This is a genomic window from Aliirhizobium wenxiniae (assembly GCF_014201355.1).
GTDB classification, from domain to species: Bacteria; Pseudomonadota; Alphaproteobacteria; order Rhizobiales; family Rhizobiaceae; genus Neorhizobium; species Neorhizobium wenxiniae.
This window is the reverse complement of sequence record NZ_JACHEG010000003.1, coordinates 307,638-322,028: the sequence shown is the minus strand read 5'-3', so window position 1 is coordinate 322,028 and position 14,391 is coordinate 307,638. Positions and strand designations below refer to the sequence as shown.

Genomic DNA, 14,391 nt, shown 5'->3' with positions numbered 1-14,391 from the left:
CCCTTATAGAGATTGGAAAGCCAGATCCAGAGCGGGACGTCATCGGTCCCCTCATCATCGGTAAGGCCCACATTTTGGAGTCTTGACCCTATCCCGGCGTCGGACCATGGTCTTTGACGATCCTGCGGCCAGTCGCGTGCGTCGCGCGGGCCTCGTCACCTCTTTACCGGTCCGGTCTCTCGATGCCGCTGATGGGAATCGCTGGTGGGGGCAGGCGAAGGTCCTGTCGCCCGGAATTGCATCAACCGACTGTAGCCATTGAAACCTTGCGGCTATTTTCGACGAGATGCTCACGTGCTGTTTTCAATTGGCCCCGGAGATGCGAAAAGACTAACATTGGAAGAATGCCTATAGGGCGAGATCACAGAGTTAATGGATGTCATCCGAACAGGGAATTAGTCAGCAGCTGAACAATCCTGCGGCATCCAACGCCAATACTACGGGCGGTAAAAGCTTCACCAAAGCCCTCCACGCTGCGAAGGCGAGCATGTCCTCCGCCAACCTCTCCTTGACAGAGGGGCACATCACCAATCTCTGGAAACTGGCGGAGAACCGGATCGACAGAGCGGCCGCCTGCTGCCTGCAGATCGAGCTGCACCTTCGTCGATCGGAGGTACCCGAAAGCATTGCCGTCGCGCTTACCTGCCTAAGGGAATTCGGGATCGTCATACCAGAGCGCCCGGACCAACTTGAACTCGAGGCCCAGGCGATCGCAGTCTGGGCAAAGCTTGACGGACGTCCGGTTGAAAACCTCATTGACCTTCCGATGATGGAGGACGTTGAGACGAGAGCGATCATGAGCGTCCTCGGGGCGATGAGCAATTCGGCGTTTCTAACGGACGAAAAGCTTCTCGGCGTAACCCTGTGTCACATGACGAACCTGACGCTCCAATACGGGGTAACGGAACAGGCCGTTCTTACGTTCGCGCTCTTCGGCTTCTTCATCAGCCATCATTTCGGCCGCTACAAGGACGGCTTGAAGTTCTGCGAACTCGCACGCGGCCTTGTGAGCCGTTATGGATTTTGGGAGCACGAGGCCAAGGCGATCACCTCGCTGGAAATGGTGGCTATTTGGACCCGCCCGATTGGTGAGGTCATCGAGCTGACCAGGCAATGTATCGCTGCACGCAACCGCAGCCATGATATTCCATATCTCTGCTACGCATATGTCAGGATCGTCACGCATCGACTGGCGCGTGGTGACCGTATTGAGGAAATCTCCGCCGAGATCGATCAATCCACCGAATTTGTCGTCAAGGCCGATTTCGTAGCTAATCTGCTACCGCTCACCGGACAAAGAAGGTTTGTGGAGACATTGCGGTGCGGCCGCGGCGTCGATGATATCTTGGACGGCGATGGTTTCGTCGCCAAGGACTTCGAAGGCAAGTTCGTTCCGGCGCAAACTCCAACCTACATTTGCTACTACTGGATACTCAAGGCGCAAGCCTATTTCATCTATGGCGACTTCGAGAACGCCGTGCTCGCGATGGAGCAGGCCTCGGGATTAACCTGGGCCTGTATAGGCCACATCCAAGTCGCGGACTTCCATTTCATCTCAGCACTGGCGTCCGCGGCCATCTGCGAAAGCCGCACCGACAAGGGCTACGTGACAATCGTCGGCAATGTGGACTGGCTCGCTCGATGGGCCGCCACATGCCCCGAGACGTTTCAAGGCAAATATTTGCTGGGGTTGGCCGAAGTAGCTCGCATCGACGGTCAGTTCAAGAAGGCCGAGCGGCTTTACGAGCAGGCCATTGAACTCTCCGCGAGATACGGTCTCCTCGCTGACGGGGCCCTGGCTTGCGAGATCGCCGGCCGTTTCTATCACAGGCGCGGCGCGTTTCAGTCCGCAAAAGACCATCTAACGAGCGCGCGCGATTGTTATCTCCGGTGGGGTGCGACAGGCAAAGTCACCCAGTTGGAGGGAGCATATCCAGAATATTTCAATCCGACGGCTACCACTGGGTCGGAAGCATCTCTGCCACAAGCGAGCGGATCATGGATGGCCGCCGTTCTTGAAATATCGCAGTCTCTCTCAGCCACGATCGACATAGGACATCTCGCGGAAACGCTCCTCAAGAACGCGTTGGATATTTCGGGAGCACATGAGGCTCTTCTTCTCGAACTTCTGGACGGAGAGGTTTGGATAGGGGCGAGGGCGAGTCGGATCGCAAAAGTTACGACAGTCGATCTGACACGAACCAGAGCGCAGGAAAGTTACCTGTCGAACACCACCGTGGTCGAAGTAGCGCGAACTCTCAAAGCCATATGGACCGACGGGGCGGGGAAACAACAAGTCGGACCTGAGGGCGGCGTGTCGACGTCGGTGGCCACAGCGCTCTATCTTCCGCTGGTCAAGAGATCGCGGCTCACTGGAGTGCTATTCCTTCATCGGCCCGCTGATAGTCCGTCGTTCGACGCCGAGGCTATCGCGATTCTGCAGGCCGTCGCGCCACAGGCAGCGATCGCGCTCGAAAATGCCCGGTCATTCGCCGAATTGAACGATGCAAAGGCGCTCCTCGCCGAAAGCGAGCAAGAGTTCAGGATGGCGAACGATACTATGCCGTCAATGAACTGGAGCGCTGACGCCAATGGCGGCGACGAGTGGTTTAACAAGGAATGGTACGAATACACGGGCCTCACGCCACAAGAAGCCTGCAATGGCGGCTGGAAGTACGTTTTCCACCCGGATGACCGGGCTGAGTCCGCGGCGACCTGGTACCGTATCGTCACGACGAGGGAGATGAGCGGCCTCGAGGCCCGCCTTAGGCGACACGACGGTGAGTACCGCTGGTTCATGGTTCGCGCCAAGCCGCTGTGCGATTCCACCGGGCGCATCGTTCGCTGCTACGGCTCTGAGAGCGACATCGACGACCTCAAGCGGGCGGAAATCCTTCTCGCCGGGGAAAAGAGGTCTTTCGAGATGATCGCATCCGGTGAGCCGCTCGGCACGATCCTTGACTCTCTTTGCCAGACGCTCACCGTTCTCAGCGACGGTGCCTTCGTCTCCATCATGCTCATGGACGAAGACGGCGGGACGCTGCGGCCCGCGGGAGGGCACAGGTTGCCCGAAGGATTCAATGAGGCGGTAGGCGGAATTCCGCTTGGTCCGCAAGCGGGTTCTTGCGGCACCGCGGCCTATCGCCAGCAGCCCGTGCTGGTGGATGATGTCGAGACCGACCCGCTCTGGGTGGATGTCCGGCACATCGCCGCGAGGTTCAAGATCAAGACCTGCTGGTCTACGCCGATCATGTCGGCGCGGGGAACCGTCTTTGGCACCATCGCGGTCTATTCCGACAGGCGCAGGACGATGGGCGAACGAGAGCGACAGGCTATAGACCGCTTCACACAGCTCGCCAGCTTTGTCATGGAACGGAAGAACTCCGAGGAAGCGCTCATGAAGAGCGAGGCGCTCTTGGCGGAGGGGCAGCGGATCAGCCACACCGGCAGTTGGGTGTGGCATATTCAGAGCGACCGCCTGGAGTGGTCTGCGGAGCATGACAATATCTTCGGCTATCGCGTTGCGGATGTCGGCGGAAGGCTCCGTGACATGTTCGATCGGATGCAGCCGGACGAACGGGCCTTTGTTGAGGACGCAATGAAAATTGCGCTCGAAGAAAAAAAGGATTTGCAGTTCGAATACCAGGCCACCCTGCCAGACGGTTCAGTCAAGCAGCTGCTTTCCACCGCTCGTCCGGTATTGGGCGATAGTGGCGAGTTGCTGCAGTATGTCGGCATCACAATGGATGTGACGGAGCGCAAACGGGTGGAGGGCGAGCTGCTGCGCAGTGCTGCCCACCTTAGGGAGGTTCAGGCTGAACTGGAGCATGTAGCCCGGGCGACCAGCATGGGCGAGCTCGCCGCCTCGATTGCACATGAAGTGAACCAGCCGCTTACGGGGATCGTCGCAAGCGGTGGGGCGGCACTCCGATGGCTTTCTAGGCCTATTCCCGACGTCAGTCGGGCTATGGTCAGCCTTAAAAACGTAATCGACGACGGGCGGCGCGCCAGCGATATCGTCACCAGAATTCGGAAGATGTTCCGAAAGGATATGACGACGGTAGAGCCGATTGCCATGAGAGAGCTCATTTCGGACGTCACCATCCTTACCCGCGGAGAACTCCAAAAAACCAAGGTCGCGTTCAAGCTCGACATACCTGACGGCCTTCCTCCTGTCCCTGTTGACCGCGTTCAGCTCCAACAGGTGTTCGTCAATCTCATATTGAATGCCATCGAAGCGCTGAGGGAAACTACCGACCGCGACAGAACGCTTGCGATCGATATCGATCATGACGAGGAGTTCATCACGGTCGGGGTCACCGACAACGGCCCCGGTATCGCCGAGGAGCGTGTCGAGAACATCTTCCGCCCGTTCGAGACCTCCAAGGAGAATGGAATGGGAATGGGCCTTTCGATCTGCCGCACGATCGTCGAAAACCACGGAGGGCAGATGCGGCTCGTTATGGGTGTATCGCCGGGATGCCGCTTCGAGTTCACTCTGCCACTTGAAGCTCCCGAGTTTTGACGCGTGGAGGCTTCCGGATCCGCGCCAATGCCACGACCCGAGATCACCGAGAGCAGCCGTCTGGTCTCTACACGGCTCTTGGGGCGGCGCGTTTAAGTCGTGCAGCCAGGAAGTCGACGCAGAGCCTAACTTTGGCGGCGGCCAATCTATTGTGCGGGAATACAGCGTGTATTGGGGCGGCGGGCAGCCTTTGATCTGGCAGGACAATCTCCAGCTTTCCTGAAGCGACATCGTCCTCGACGTCCCATATGGATTTCAGGATAAGACCACGTCCCTGTAACGCCCAGCGATGGGCGAGCTCGCCATTGTTCGAGCCAAGACGGCTCCGGACATTGACCGAGCGGCCGTCTTCGAAAGTCCAGTGCGTGTTCGCAGGGTCGCCGAAGGACACCACGTCGTAATTGACGAGGTCTTCGATCGACGACGGGCGGCCACTTCGATCAAGATAAGCGGGGGCGGCACATATAACCCGCCTGTTGGGCGCGAGCTGTCGTGCGATGAGGCTAGAATCGGCAAGGTCACCAAACCTGATCGCGAGATCATAGCCATCTTCCACGATGTTGATCAGGCCGTCCGTCGTATCCAGGCGGACATTCAGCATTGGATGGGATTGCTGGAATTCGGCGAGTAGTGGCGCTAGCCATCGTACCCCAAAGGCGAAAGTTGCGGTCACCTTCAACGTTCCAATAGCGGAGTCCTTTCCGCTCGCTGCTTCCGTTTCTGCATCCTCTATTTCCGCGAGTATTCGTACGCTTCTGTCATAGAACCGGGAGCCTTCTTCCGTCAGGGTGAGTGACCGCGTCGTTCGGTTGATGAGACGGACTCCCAACCGTTCCTCGAGGCGGGACAGCTTGCGGCTGACAACGGTAAGCGAAAAGCCGAGTTCGCGGGCGGCGCGAGAAAGGCTCCCGGCTTCCGTGACCCGAACGAAGACAAGCATGTCGAGGAAACCATCACTCATATTCTTGCGAATATCGCATGAGACAGTCGACGACAATGTCCATTCTTGCGACTGTCGCAAGCAGCTATCTACTCGTTGTGCCGATCACTGCGGCACACGGTTAGTACAAGGAGAACAGCAATGCCATCTCTCAGCAATCAACGTGTACTCGTCGTAGGCGGCAGTTCGGGGATCGGATTTGCCGTCGCGCAGTCCGCCGTACTGGCGGGGGCGGAGGTAACGATCGCTTCGCGTTCGGCTGAAAAACTTGCCGCGGCCTCCCAGTCCCTCGGGACGGTCAAATCGGCGATCATCGACACCGCCGACGAGATCGGTATCGAGGCCTTTTTCCAGGAAAATGACCCGTGGGACCACATCGTCATCTCGGCCGCGCAGACACCGAGCGGCCCTGTCCGCAAGCTATCGCTTGATGACGCGAAAAAAGCGATGGAGAGCAAGTTCTGGGGAGCCTACCGGGTCGCACGCGCCGCCCGTCTCAGTGAGCGTGGATCGCTCACCTTCATTTCGGGCTTCCTCAGCGAACGTCCATCTGCGTCGTCGGTCCTTCAGGGCGCGATCAACGCCGCCCTCGAGTCCCTTGGCCGTGGCCTAGCCCTCGAATTGTCGCCTGTAAGGGTCAACTCGGTTTCGCCGGGTCTTATAGACACTCCGTTGTGGTCGAAGATGGAGGACGAAAGCCGCAAATCGATGTTCGAACGTGTGGCTGCGAGCCTTCCGGCCAAGACTATCGGACAACCAGGCGATATTGCGAACGCAGTGCTCTTTCTAATGACGACGCCTTTTGCGACGGGGTCGAACGTTCGGGTCGATGGCGGCGGCGTGATAGGTTGAACTGATGCAGCTCGATCACGTAACCCTAAGGACATCCGACCTTGAAGGGACGAGGGAATTTCTGGAAGGCATTCTAGGCCTCAAGATTGGATATCGCCCCTCATTCGGGTTTCCAGGATATTGGCTTTACAACGGCGATCAGCCAATCGTACATCTCATTCCGGGCGACGGCAGTACTGCCGTCCGGAACGCAGAAGGCATCGACCATGTCGCGTTTCGTCTTGATGGGTACCTCAAGTTCCGTGAGGGGCTGGAGTTGAAAGGCATACCATATTCGACGATGGATCTGCCAGAATTAGGTGAACGTCGCCTATTCGTCCGAACTCCGAGTGGGATTCTTATGGAGCTTGTATTCCGCGAAGTCGCTGGGCTGCTGCCATCGTAGAGATGTAGCAGGCTCCGCAGTTTGGACGGTCGCCGCAGACAGAGCGATTGTGCCGTTCACCTTAACCCTTCATGTTCGAGCGGAGCGGACGGCCCAGCATGCCAAGTCTGCCTAAGCGGCACTGTCAATGGCAGGTCGTCGGCGACCGCCAGCTGCGAACAGTACAATTCCGGTCTACGGTAACTTGTCCACGAGGTCGGAAGGCCTAAAGAAAATGGAGTTTGGTCCGACCCTTATCCATCGACGCCTATCTGTGATCTGGCCTGATCCTCATAACGCTTGAGCATTCGCTGCAGAGAACGTCGGTCGAGATGGAGTTTACGGGCGGCAGCCGAGATGTTCGAACTGGTGATCCTCATGATCTGTTCGATATGCTGCTGCCGTACCCAGCCGGCCGACCGTATTTTGCACTCGGCGGGAACCCGATCGGTATCGGACAGCAAGATGTTGAGCAGGAATTCCTCGTCTGTAGGTTTCGGCACCAAATCGTACGCCCCAGCCTTGGCGGCGGCTACCGCGGTCGGGATATCGGCAAACCAGGTATGAACGACGGTTCTCGTTGAAGGGAGGTGAGCCGTTATCAAACGGACCAGATCCATACCGCAGCCATCTGAGAATGGCAGCTCGGTGAGCACGTGAGATGGTCGTGCCTCGAGACACGCCGACATCGAGGCGTTAAGCGTGGAACATCTGACAATTTCGTAGCCGAGCGCTGCCAGATTCGAGGCGAGTGATGCCGATCGCTCAACAAATGGATCTGCGATCAACACGGCCATGGCGGACGGTTCTCGTGTAACCTTGAGGTTCTGGCAATAGTCCATCGGCGTGCCTCGTCCTGTTGTGGGCGAGGAAAGGATATCGGCCGCGTGGGATATCTCTTGTAGAATCTGGCATCGACGAGCGAGCTCAGGATTTGAAGCAGAAGCGGTTTCCTGTGTCGCCGTCCCTGCTGATGATCGTCTTGCTTCCGGTGCGTATGGTCTCCTCTGAGGACCTTGCCCCCTTGGACTCAGCTGTGCCGATCTTCCGCAGCCGCGAAAACTTTATCGCCAGGGGCAATGTCGTGAAACAAGTCCAACTAACGAAGTCGGTTCTGCGCCTGGACATAGCTCAGGCTACGTGACGGTGAGCGCAAGGCCGGGTCGAATGGATTGATCCGGCGCCCGAGCTCGCGAGCCTCGGCCGAGAGAATATCCACCATCGCCTGCAATCTCTCGCCTTCGGCACGTTCGGCAAGCGTGCCGACGCTCAAGGCCGCGACCGCCGTACCGTTCGCATCGCAGACGGCAACGGCGACGCCGGCCATGCCCGGAATGAGACCCGCATTAAAGCTGACGAAACCCTGCTCGCGAGCGTTGGCGAGAAGAAGTCGGAAGCTTGCCTCGTCGAGATGGCTGCGATCGAGCAGGCGTGGCATGTTGAACCGGATAACGGCTTCCCTCTCCGCTTCCGGCAGGTTGGCGAGGATGGCGGTGCTGCCTTGGCCGATACCGAGCGGAACCTTGCCGCCGATGTCGCCGGTGAAGGAACGGATCGGGAAGGGGCCTTCGACACGGTCGAGGCAGACCGCATCATAACCGCTTCGCACAAGCAGGAAGATCGTGTCCGTCAGGGTTGACGATAGGCGAAGAAGTGCCGGCCTGGCCAGCTCGCGCAAACCGTCGGAGCGTCCGGCACGGGCTGCCATCACGAAAAATTCGAGACTGAGGCGGTAGCGTTTCCCGCCGGAAACCTGTTCGACAAACCCCTCGGCGACCAGATCCTGCATGGCGCGATGGGCTGTCGGCTGGTTGCAGCCCACTTCCTTTGCCACATCGATCAGCCGCATGCCGGCAGCATCTGCCGCGCCAAGCGTCTTGAGGATGATCAGCGTGCGCCTTGCACTTGATATCTGGCGAGTATCTTCATCCATTAAATGTAATCCGGATCGAGTTATTCTCACATAAATTTCATATAATGAAATATTTCAATCATAATTTTTCTAATTGGAATTTTTCATTGACCATAGGCAGTTTTCTACTGTCTCTTTCTCCTCGGGAACGAAATTAGAAAAAAGCGCGAAAATTGGCGCAACTGGAGTGGACATGAGCTTTCTGACGCTCAATTCGCTATCGAAAATCTATGGCAATTTCACCGCAGTCGATGCGGTCGATCTGGAGGTCAGCAAGGGCGAATTCGTTTCGCTTCTGGGGCCTTCAGGCTGCGGCAAGACCACGACACTGCAGATGATTGCGGGCCTCGCCGAACCATCGGCCGGCACGGTCACGCTCGACGGCCGCGAAATCACCCGTGAGAAACCGAACCGCCGCGGGCTCGGCATCGTATTCCAGACCTATGCGCTCTTCCCGCATATGACGGTGGCACAGAATGTCAGCTTTGGTCTGGAAATGCGCAAGGTCGGCAGGGCCGAGCGCGATCGGCGGGTGGCCGAAGCGCTGGCGCTGGTCAAGCTCGACCGCTTTGCCGATCGTTATCCGCGCCAGCTTTCCGGCGGCCAACGGCAGCGCGTCGCAATCGCCCGTGCCCTCGTCATCGAACCGCCGGTGCTGCTGCTCGATGAGCCGCTCTCCAATCTGGATGCCAAGCTGCGTGAGGAAATGCAGTTCGAGCTTCGACGCATCCAGCAGACGGTCGGCACGACGACAATCATGGTTACTCACGACCAGGGTGAGGCGCTGTCGATCAGCGACCGGGTGGTCGTCATGGAACACGGAAGGATGACGCAGGCCGATGTGCCGGCGGCGGTCTACGATCATCCGGCGACGGAGTTCATCTCTTCCTTCATCGGCAAAATGAACAACATTCCCGGTATCGCGCTCAAGCTCGGCATCCGGGCGCACGGTGTGATCCTGCCGGCAACCGACTGTCCCGCCACAGAGGGCGAGTCGGCCGTCCTGTCGCTTCGCCCCGAGCGAATTACCATCGTGCCGGCGGGCCAGGGGCATCTGCACGGAGTGGTCAGTGCAAGGTTCTTTTTCGGCAGCCACTGGCTGTTCAACGTGGATACGGCGGTCGGCCAGATCATCGTCTCCTGGCCGAATACGGACGGGTCATTGCCTGCATCCCAGGGGCAGCCCGTCGGACTCTCTTGGTTGCCGGAAAGCGCACGTGTCTCGGCCAGGACGCAGGAGACTTCGAGGATTGACGCATGACGGCGCGGACATCTTCGACGCCGTGGTTTCTGTCTCTCCCCGGCCTGATTTTCTTCCTCGGCATGGTGGTTCTGCCGCTGACGCTGACCGCAGTGCTTTCCTTTCATGCTTATGACTTCAATATAGGTGTGCTCGACAGTTACACGCTGTCGAACTACACGACGGTTCTCTCCGACCCCTATTTTCTTTCGATCTTCTGGCGAACGTTGAGGATCGCCTTTATCACCACGGTTCTGTGCGTCGTTATCGGCGTGCCGGAAGCCTATATTCTGTCTCGGATGTGGAACCCGTGGCGGTCGATCTTCCTTCTCGTCATCATCGGTCCGCTGCTCGTTTCGGTCGTCGTACGTTCCTTCGGCTGGAGCATGCTGCTCGGCTCGACTGGACTGATCTCCAAGGCCAGCATCATGCTCGGTCTCGGCCCGGTCCGCATCCTCTACAGCGAGGCGGCGATCGTGATCGCGCTGGTGCATGTGATGCTGCCGTTCATGATCATACCGGTCTGGACGGCAATCCAGAAGCTCGACCCGGGGCTTGAGCCGGCCGCATGGTCGCTCGGCGCCTCACGCTTCACCGCAGTGCGGCGAATCATCCTGCCGCAGATCTCGCTCGGCGTTCTTTCCGGCAGCCTGATCGTTTTCGGCCTTTCGGCAAGCTCTTTCGCCATTCCCGGCCTTCTCGGCGGGCGGCGGCTGAAGATGGCCGCGACTGTCGTCTATGACGAATACATGCACGAGTTGAACTGGCCGCTCGGCGCTGCCATCGCTTTTATCGTTCTTGTCGCCAACCTCCTGATCATGCTGGCCTATAACCGGATGATCGAGGCCAAGGCGCGCAAGGTTCTGGGCTGAAGGGGGTAGGACATGGATCGCAACGGACCAATCGCCCTCGTCTTTCACACGCTCGTCGTCTGCTTCATGCTGGCGCCCCTGGTGATCATCTGTCTGGTGGCGTTCACGCCAGATAGCACGCTCACCATCCCGACGACCGAGTTCTCGCTGCGCTGGTTCAAGGCCGTGTTCGTCCATCCGGACTTCATGGCATCCTTCTACAACAGCCTGTGGCTGGCGACGCTTGCGGCAACGATTGCCGTGCTGATCTCGCTTCCGGCCGGCATTGCGATCTCGCGCTACGAGTTTCCGGGTCGCGGTTTTCTCAATGGCTTGTTCCTGTCGCCGCTGATCATCCCGCATCTGGTTCTCGGCGTCGCTCTTCTGAGGCTGTTCACGCTGATCGGCGCAACAGGCAGCTTCGGATGGCTGGTGGCAAGCCACGTCGTTGTCGTCACGCCCTATGTGCTGCGGCTCGTGATGGCGGCCTTGACCGGCATCGATCGCAATGCCGAACAGGCGGCACTAACGCTCGGTGCGGGGCCGCTTACCGTATTTCGGCGGATTACCGTGCCGATGATCCTGCCCGGCATTACCGGCGGCTGGCTGCTCGCCTTCATCAACAGTTTCGACGAATTGACCATGTCGATCTTCGTTACCTCACCCCAGACCGTCACGCTGCCGGTCAGGATGTACATGTACGCGACGGAATCCATCGATCCGATGATGGCGGCCGTTTCCGCGTTGATGATCGCCCTGACCGGTATCGCCATGCTCGTGCTCGACCGGGCGTTCGGACTGGACCGTATTCTTGTCGGGCAGAAGTGAACGAAAATGCCACTCCTGCATCGCGTTGCGCGACAGAATGAAGTTCCGATCGGTTTCTCGCTGAACGGCAAACCCTGCGAGGGACGCCGCGGCGACACGCTGCTCAGCGCCATCCTCACCATCGACGAACGGCTCAGGCCCAGCGATTTCTCCCATGAACCACGGGCCGGCTTCTGCCAGATGTCGGCCTGTCAGGATTGCTGGGTGACACTCATAAGCGGCGAGCGGGTCCGTGCCTGTTCGACCCCCCTTGCCGAGGGCATGCAGGTGATTACTCGGGCGGCCAACAGTGCGGGAGAGCCTGCATGAGTGACGCCGCAAAAGATCGGGCTCAGCCTCTCATCGTCGGAGCCGGCCCGGCCGGAATCCGTGCCGCCGCCACGCTTGTTGCAGCCGGGCTTCGGCCGATCGTCGTCGACGAGGCGCCGGCATGCGGCGGGCAGATCTATCGTCAGCCTCTCGTGCCGGATGGCCGCGATGCCAGGGTGCGCTATGGTTCGGAAGCGCCCAAGGCCGAACGGCTTCATAGAGAGTTTGCAGGGCTGCAAGGCAAGCTCGACTATCTGCCCAATACGCTGGTCTGGAACTTGTCGGATGGCGTTGCCGACGTGGCGACGAATGGCGGGCATCGAAGGCTTGCCCATGATGGACTGATCCTCGCCACCGGAGCGATGGACCGCATTCTACCCGTTCCGGGCTGGACCTTGCCCGGCGTATTTTCACTTGGCGGTTCGCAAATAGTCCTGAAGGCACAGGGCTGTGTCATCGGTTCGCGCATCGTCTTTGCCGGCACAGGGCCTCTGCTTTATCTCGTCGCCTGGCAATATATGAAGGCCGGTGTGAAGGTGGCAGCTGTTTTGGATGCTGCACCACTCACCGCCCAAATGGCGATGATGAAGGCCTTGCCGGGCTTTCCCGCCATTGTCCTGCGCGGTACACGTTTCATTGCCGAGATGATGATGAAGGGCGTCGCCTTCCATTACGGGATCAACAAGCTTCGCTTCGAGGGAACGAGCCGGATCGAGGGCGTGTCCTTCGAAGTGCGCGGCAAACGCCGGCATCTGGCCTGTGACGGCGCGGGCTTCGGGCTCGGGCTGAAGCCGGAAACACAGCTTGCCGATCTCGCCGGCTGCCAGTTCGCCTTCAATGAGCGGGATCGCGTTTTCCTGCCGCAGACGGATACCGCTCGCCGGTCCAGTGTCCCCGGTGTCTACCTTGCCGGAGACGGATCCGGCATTGCCGGCGCCGATGCGGCGGAAATGTCCGGTGAAAGAGCTGCCCTGTCGCTGATCGAGGATCGCGGCCTTGCCGTCGATCCGGGTCGGGCAGGCAAGCTTGAAAAAGAACTTCGCAAGATTTTCGCCTTCCGCAATGTCCTCGAACAGTCCTTTCCTTTCCCGTCACAATGGATCGCCGACCTGCCGGGCGACACGATGGTCTGTCGTTGCGAGGAGATCGATGTCTCGGGCATTCGTGACGCCGCCGATCATTTCGGCATTGTAGAGATGAACCGGCTGAAGGCGGTGAGCCGGATTGGCATGGGCCGTTGCCAGGGGCGTGTCTGCGGCTCGGCCGCAGCCGAACTGCTCGCCGCCTCGACCGGCCGGCCGATTTCGGCCGTCGGTCGCCTGCGCGGACAGGCGCCAGTAAAGCCGCTGCCCATGTCTTACGCCGCGATCGCGCCCGCCGTCACCGGGGAGGCTGCGGAATGAAGGTCGATGTCGCGATCATCGGTGGCGGTCTGGTCGGGTGTTCTGCAGCGCTGGCCTTGAGGCAGAGGGGCCTGTCGGTAGCATTGCTGGAACGCGGCTTCTGCGGCGCGCAAGCGAGCGGCGTCAACTACGGCGGCGTGCGCCGCCAGGGCCGGCCGATCGAGCAGTTGCCGCTGGCGCAGCGCGCCCATGCTATATGGCCGAAGCTCAGGCAGTTGATCGGCATCGATGGCGAGTTTCGCCGCACCGGGCAGCTGAAACTTGCCCGCAACGAGACGGAGATGGCCTCGCTCGAAGCCTATGCCAGGGGCGCTGCATCGACCGACCTGAAGCTTGAACTGCTTGGCGCCAATGCGCTTGCCGAGCGCTTCCCGTGGATTGATCGCGAAATCGCGGTCGGTGCCTCCTTCTCTGCCGATGACGGGCAGGCCAATCCGCGTCTCGTGTCTGCTGGTTTTGCCGCCGCCGCGAGGCGGGCGGGTGTCGAGATTTACGAGCAGACGCCGGTGCTTGGCGTCTCGAAGGAAGCCGAAGGGTTTCTCGTTGACGCGCAGGGTGTGCCGGCGATCCGCGCCGCACATCTGGTCAATGCCGCCGGCGCTTGGGCTGGGCCGTTTGCAGATGCTTTTCGCGAGGGCGTGCCCCTCGGCCGCATCTATCCGTCGATGATCGTCACCGAGCCGATGAAAGTGTTCATGACGGTCAATACCGGCGTCGAAGGCGGCGAGGTCTATGCCCGGCAGGTGGAGCGCGGCAATTGCATCATCGGCGGCCAGCGCGGTGCTGCGCGCGCAGACGATGCCGATTTCTCGCGGCCGACGGATGTCGGCGTCACGACAGTGATGCAACGCGCAGTGCGGCTTTTTCCGTCGCTGAAAAATGCCCACGCAATCCGTTTCTGGTCGGGAACGGAGGGGGCGATGCCGGACAAGAACCCGGTGATCGGTCAAAGCAGCACCACATCCGGCCTGATCCATGCATTCGGCTTTTCAGGCGCTGGTTTCCAGATCGCGCCGGGAGTTGGAGAGGTCATCGCCGAGCTGATCACCACGGGTGAGACCACTACACCGATCGATGCCTTCTCGATCGCTCGCTTCTTCGTCGACGCCGCCAAGGGCTCGGGCGCCGGCGCTCCACCGCAGAGCCCTCAATCAAGGGGAACGTGAA

The 14,391-nt window shown here is 59.6% G+C and carries 12 protein-coding genes; 9 read left to right on the top strand and 3 right to left on the bottom strand.

Going from position 1 to position 14,391, the window contains the following annotated elements:
* Window positions 1-376 precede the first annotated feature (376 nt).
* Complete coding sequence (locus HNQ72_RS16945; RefSeq protein WP_183993462.1) at window positions 377-4,525, top strand: PAS domain-containing protein; 4,149 nt, start codon at window positions 377-379, stop codon at window positions 4,523-4,525.
* Between the two features lie 67 nt (window positions 4,526-4,592).
* Here the strand turns inward: HNQ72_RS16945 and HNQ72_RS16940 are convergent, their stop codons facing one another.
* Window positions 4,593-5,486, bottom strand: coding sequence for a LysR family transcriptional regulator (locus tag HNQ72_RS16940; protein ID WP_183993460.1), 894 nt, complete (start codon window positions 5,484-5,486; stop codon window positions 4,593-4,595).
* 120 nt (window positions 5,487-5,606) lie between these two features.
* Here HNQ72_RS16940 and HNQ72_RS16935 point away from each other — a divergent pair, with 120 nt between their 5' ends.
* Window positions 5,607-6,317: an SDR family oxidoreductase gene (locus HNQ72_RS16935; RefSeq protein ID WP_183993458.1), complete on the top strand. Its 711-nt coding sequence runs from the start codon at window positions 5,607-5,609 to the stop codon at window positions 6,315-6,317.
* Window positions 6,318-6,321: 4 nt separating this feature from the next.
* Complete coding sequence (locus HNQ72_RS16930) at window positions 6,322-6,702, top strand: VOC family protein (RefSeq protein ID WP_183993456.1); 381 nt, start codon at window positions 6,322-6,324, stop codon at window positions 6,700-6,702.
* Window positions 6,703-6,935: 233 nt separating this feature from the next.
* Here the strand turns inward: HNQ72_RS16930 and HNQ72_RS16925 are convergent, their stop codons facing one another.
* Both HNQ72_RS16925 and HNQ72_RS16920 read right to left on the bottom strand, forming a co-directional pair.
* A complete protein-coding gene (locus HNQ72_RS16925; RefSeq protein WP_183993454.1) occupies window positions 6,936-7,478 on the bottom strand; it encodes a response regulator in 543 nt (180 codons plus the stop codon).
* A gap of 302 nt (window positions 7,479-7,780) precedes the next feature.
* Window positions 7,781-8,614: an IclR family transcriptional regulator gene (locus HNQ72_RS16920; RefSeq protein ID WP_183993452.1), complete on the bottom strand. Its 834-nt coding sequence runs from the start codon at window positions 8,612-8,614 to the stop codon at window positions 7,781-7,783.
* A gap of 172 nt (window positions 8,615-8,786) precedes the next feature.
* On the opposite strand from HNQ72_RS16920, the gene HNQ72_RS16915 reads away from it, so the two are divergent.
* The 6 genes from HNQ72_RS16915 to HNQ72_RS16890 are packed head-to-tail and all read left to right on the top strand — an operon-like array spanning window position 8,787 to window position 14,390.
* The gene (locus HNQ72_RS16915) at window positions 8,787-9,854 is read left to right on the top strand and encodes an ABC transporter ATP-binding protein (protein ID WP_183993450.1); all 1,068 of its coding nucleotides are present in this window, start codon (window positions 8,787-8,789) and stop codon (window positions 9,852-9,854) included.
* Window positions 9,851-10,705, top strand: a complete 855-nt coding sequence (locus HNQ72_RS16910; RefSeq protein WP_183993448.1) for an ABC transporter permease — start codon at window positions 9,851-9,853, stop codon at window positions 10,703-10,705. Before HNQ72_RS16915 ends, HNQ72_RS16910 begins: the two co-directional genes overlap by 4 nt.
* Before the next feature lie 12 nt (window positions 10,706-10,717).
* Window positions 10,718-11,512 (top strand): ABC transporter permease, encoded by a 795-nt coding sequence (locus HNQ72_RS16905; protein ID WP_183993446.1) that lies wholly within the window; start codon window positions 10,718-10,720, stop codon window positions 11,510-11,512.
* A 6-nt stretch (window positions 11,513-11,518) separates the two neighbouring features.
* On the top strand, window positions 11,519-11,821 hold the full coding sequence (locus HNQ72_RS16900; protein WP_183993444.1) for a (2Fe-2S)-binding protein: 303 nt from the start codon (window positions 11,519-11,521) through the stop codon (window positions 11,819-11,821).
* Complete coding sequence (locus HNQ72_RS16895; RefSeq protein ID WP_183993442.1) at window positions 11,818-13,224, top strand: FAD-dependent oxidoreductase; 1,407 nt, start codon at window positions 11,818-11,820, stop codon at window positions 13,222-13,224. The genes HNQ72_RS16900 and HNQ72_RS16895 overlap by 4 nt, the downstream gene beginning before the upstream one ends.
* The gene (locus tag HNQ72_RS16890) at window positions 13,221-14,390 is read left to right on the top strand and encodes an NAD(P)/FAD-dependent oxidoreductase (protein WP_183993440.1); all 1,170 of its coding nucleotides are present in this window, start codon (window positions 13,221-13,223) and stop codon (window positions 14,388-14,390) included. Before HNQ72_RS16895 ends, HNQ72_RS16890 begins: the two co-directional genes overlap by 4 nt.
* Window position 14,391 lies beyond the last annotated feature (1 nt).

What these genes read in the sequence shown, in the direction of transcription:
- HNQ72_RS16935 (WP_183993458.1), top strand. Translation starts at nt 5,607, where the DNA reads ATGCCATCTCTCAGCAATCAACGTGTACTCGTCGTAGGCGGCAGTTCG.
- HNQ72_RS16915 (WP_183993450.1), top strand. Translation starts at nt 8,787, where the DNA reads ATGAGCTTTCTGACGCTCAATTCGCTATCGAAAATCTATGGCAATTTC.
- HNQ72_RS16905 (WP_183993446.1), top strand. Translation starts at nt 10,718, where the DNA reads ATGGATCGCAACGGACCAATCGCCCTCGTCTTTCACACGCTCGTCGTC.
- HNQ72_RS16890 (WP_183993440.1), top strand. Translation starts at nt 13,221, where the DNA reads ATGAAGGTCGATGTCGCGATCATCGGTGGCGGTCTGGTCGGGTGTTCT.
- HNQ72_RS16940 (WP_183993460.1), bottom strand. Translation starts at nt 5,486, where the DNA reads ATGAGTGATGGTTTCCTCGACATGCTTGTCTTCGTTCGGGTCACGGAA.
- HNQ72_RS16910 (WP_183993448.1), top strand. Translation starts at nt 9,851, where the DNA reads ATGACGGCGCGGACATCTTCGACGCCGTGGTTTCTGTCTCTCCCCGGC.
- HNQ72_RS16920 (WP_183993452.1), bottom strand. Translation starts at nt 8,614, where the DNA reads ATGGATGAAGATACTCGCCAGATATCAAGTGCAAGGCGCACGCTGATC.
- HNQ72_RS16900 (WP_183993444.1), top strand. Translation starts at nt 11,519, where the DNA reads ATGCCACTCCTGCATCGCGTTGCGCGACAGAATGAAGTTCCGATCGGT.
- HNQ72_RS16930 (WP_183993456.1), top strand. Translation starts at nt 6,322, where the DNA reads ATGCAGCTCGATCACGTAACCCTAAGGACATCCGACCTTGAAGGGACG.
- HNQ72_RS16895 (WP_183993442.1), top strand. Translation starts at nt 11,818, where the DNA reads ATGAGTGACGCCGCAAAAGATCGGGCTCAGCCTCTCATCGTCGGAGCC.
- HNQ72_RS16945 (WP_183993462.1), top strand. Translation starts at nt 377, where the DNA reads ATGTCATCCGAACAGGGAATTAGTCAGCAGCTGAACAATCCTGCGGCA.
- HNQ72_RS16925 (WP_183993454.1), bottom strand. Translation starts at nt 7,478, where the DNA reads ATGGCCGTGTTGATCGCAGATCCATTTGTTGAGCGATCGGCATCACTC.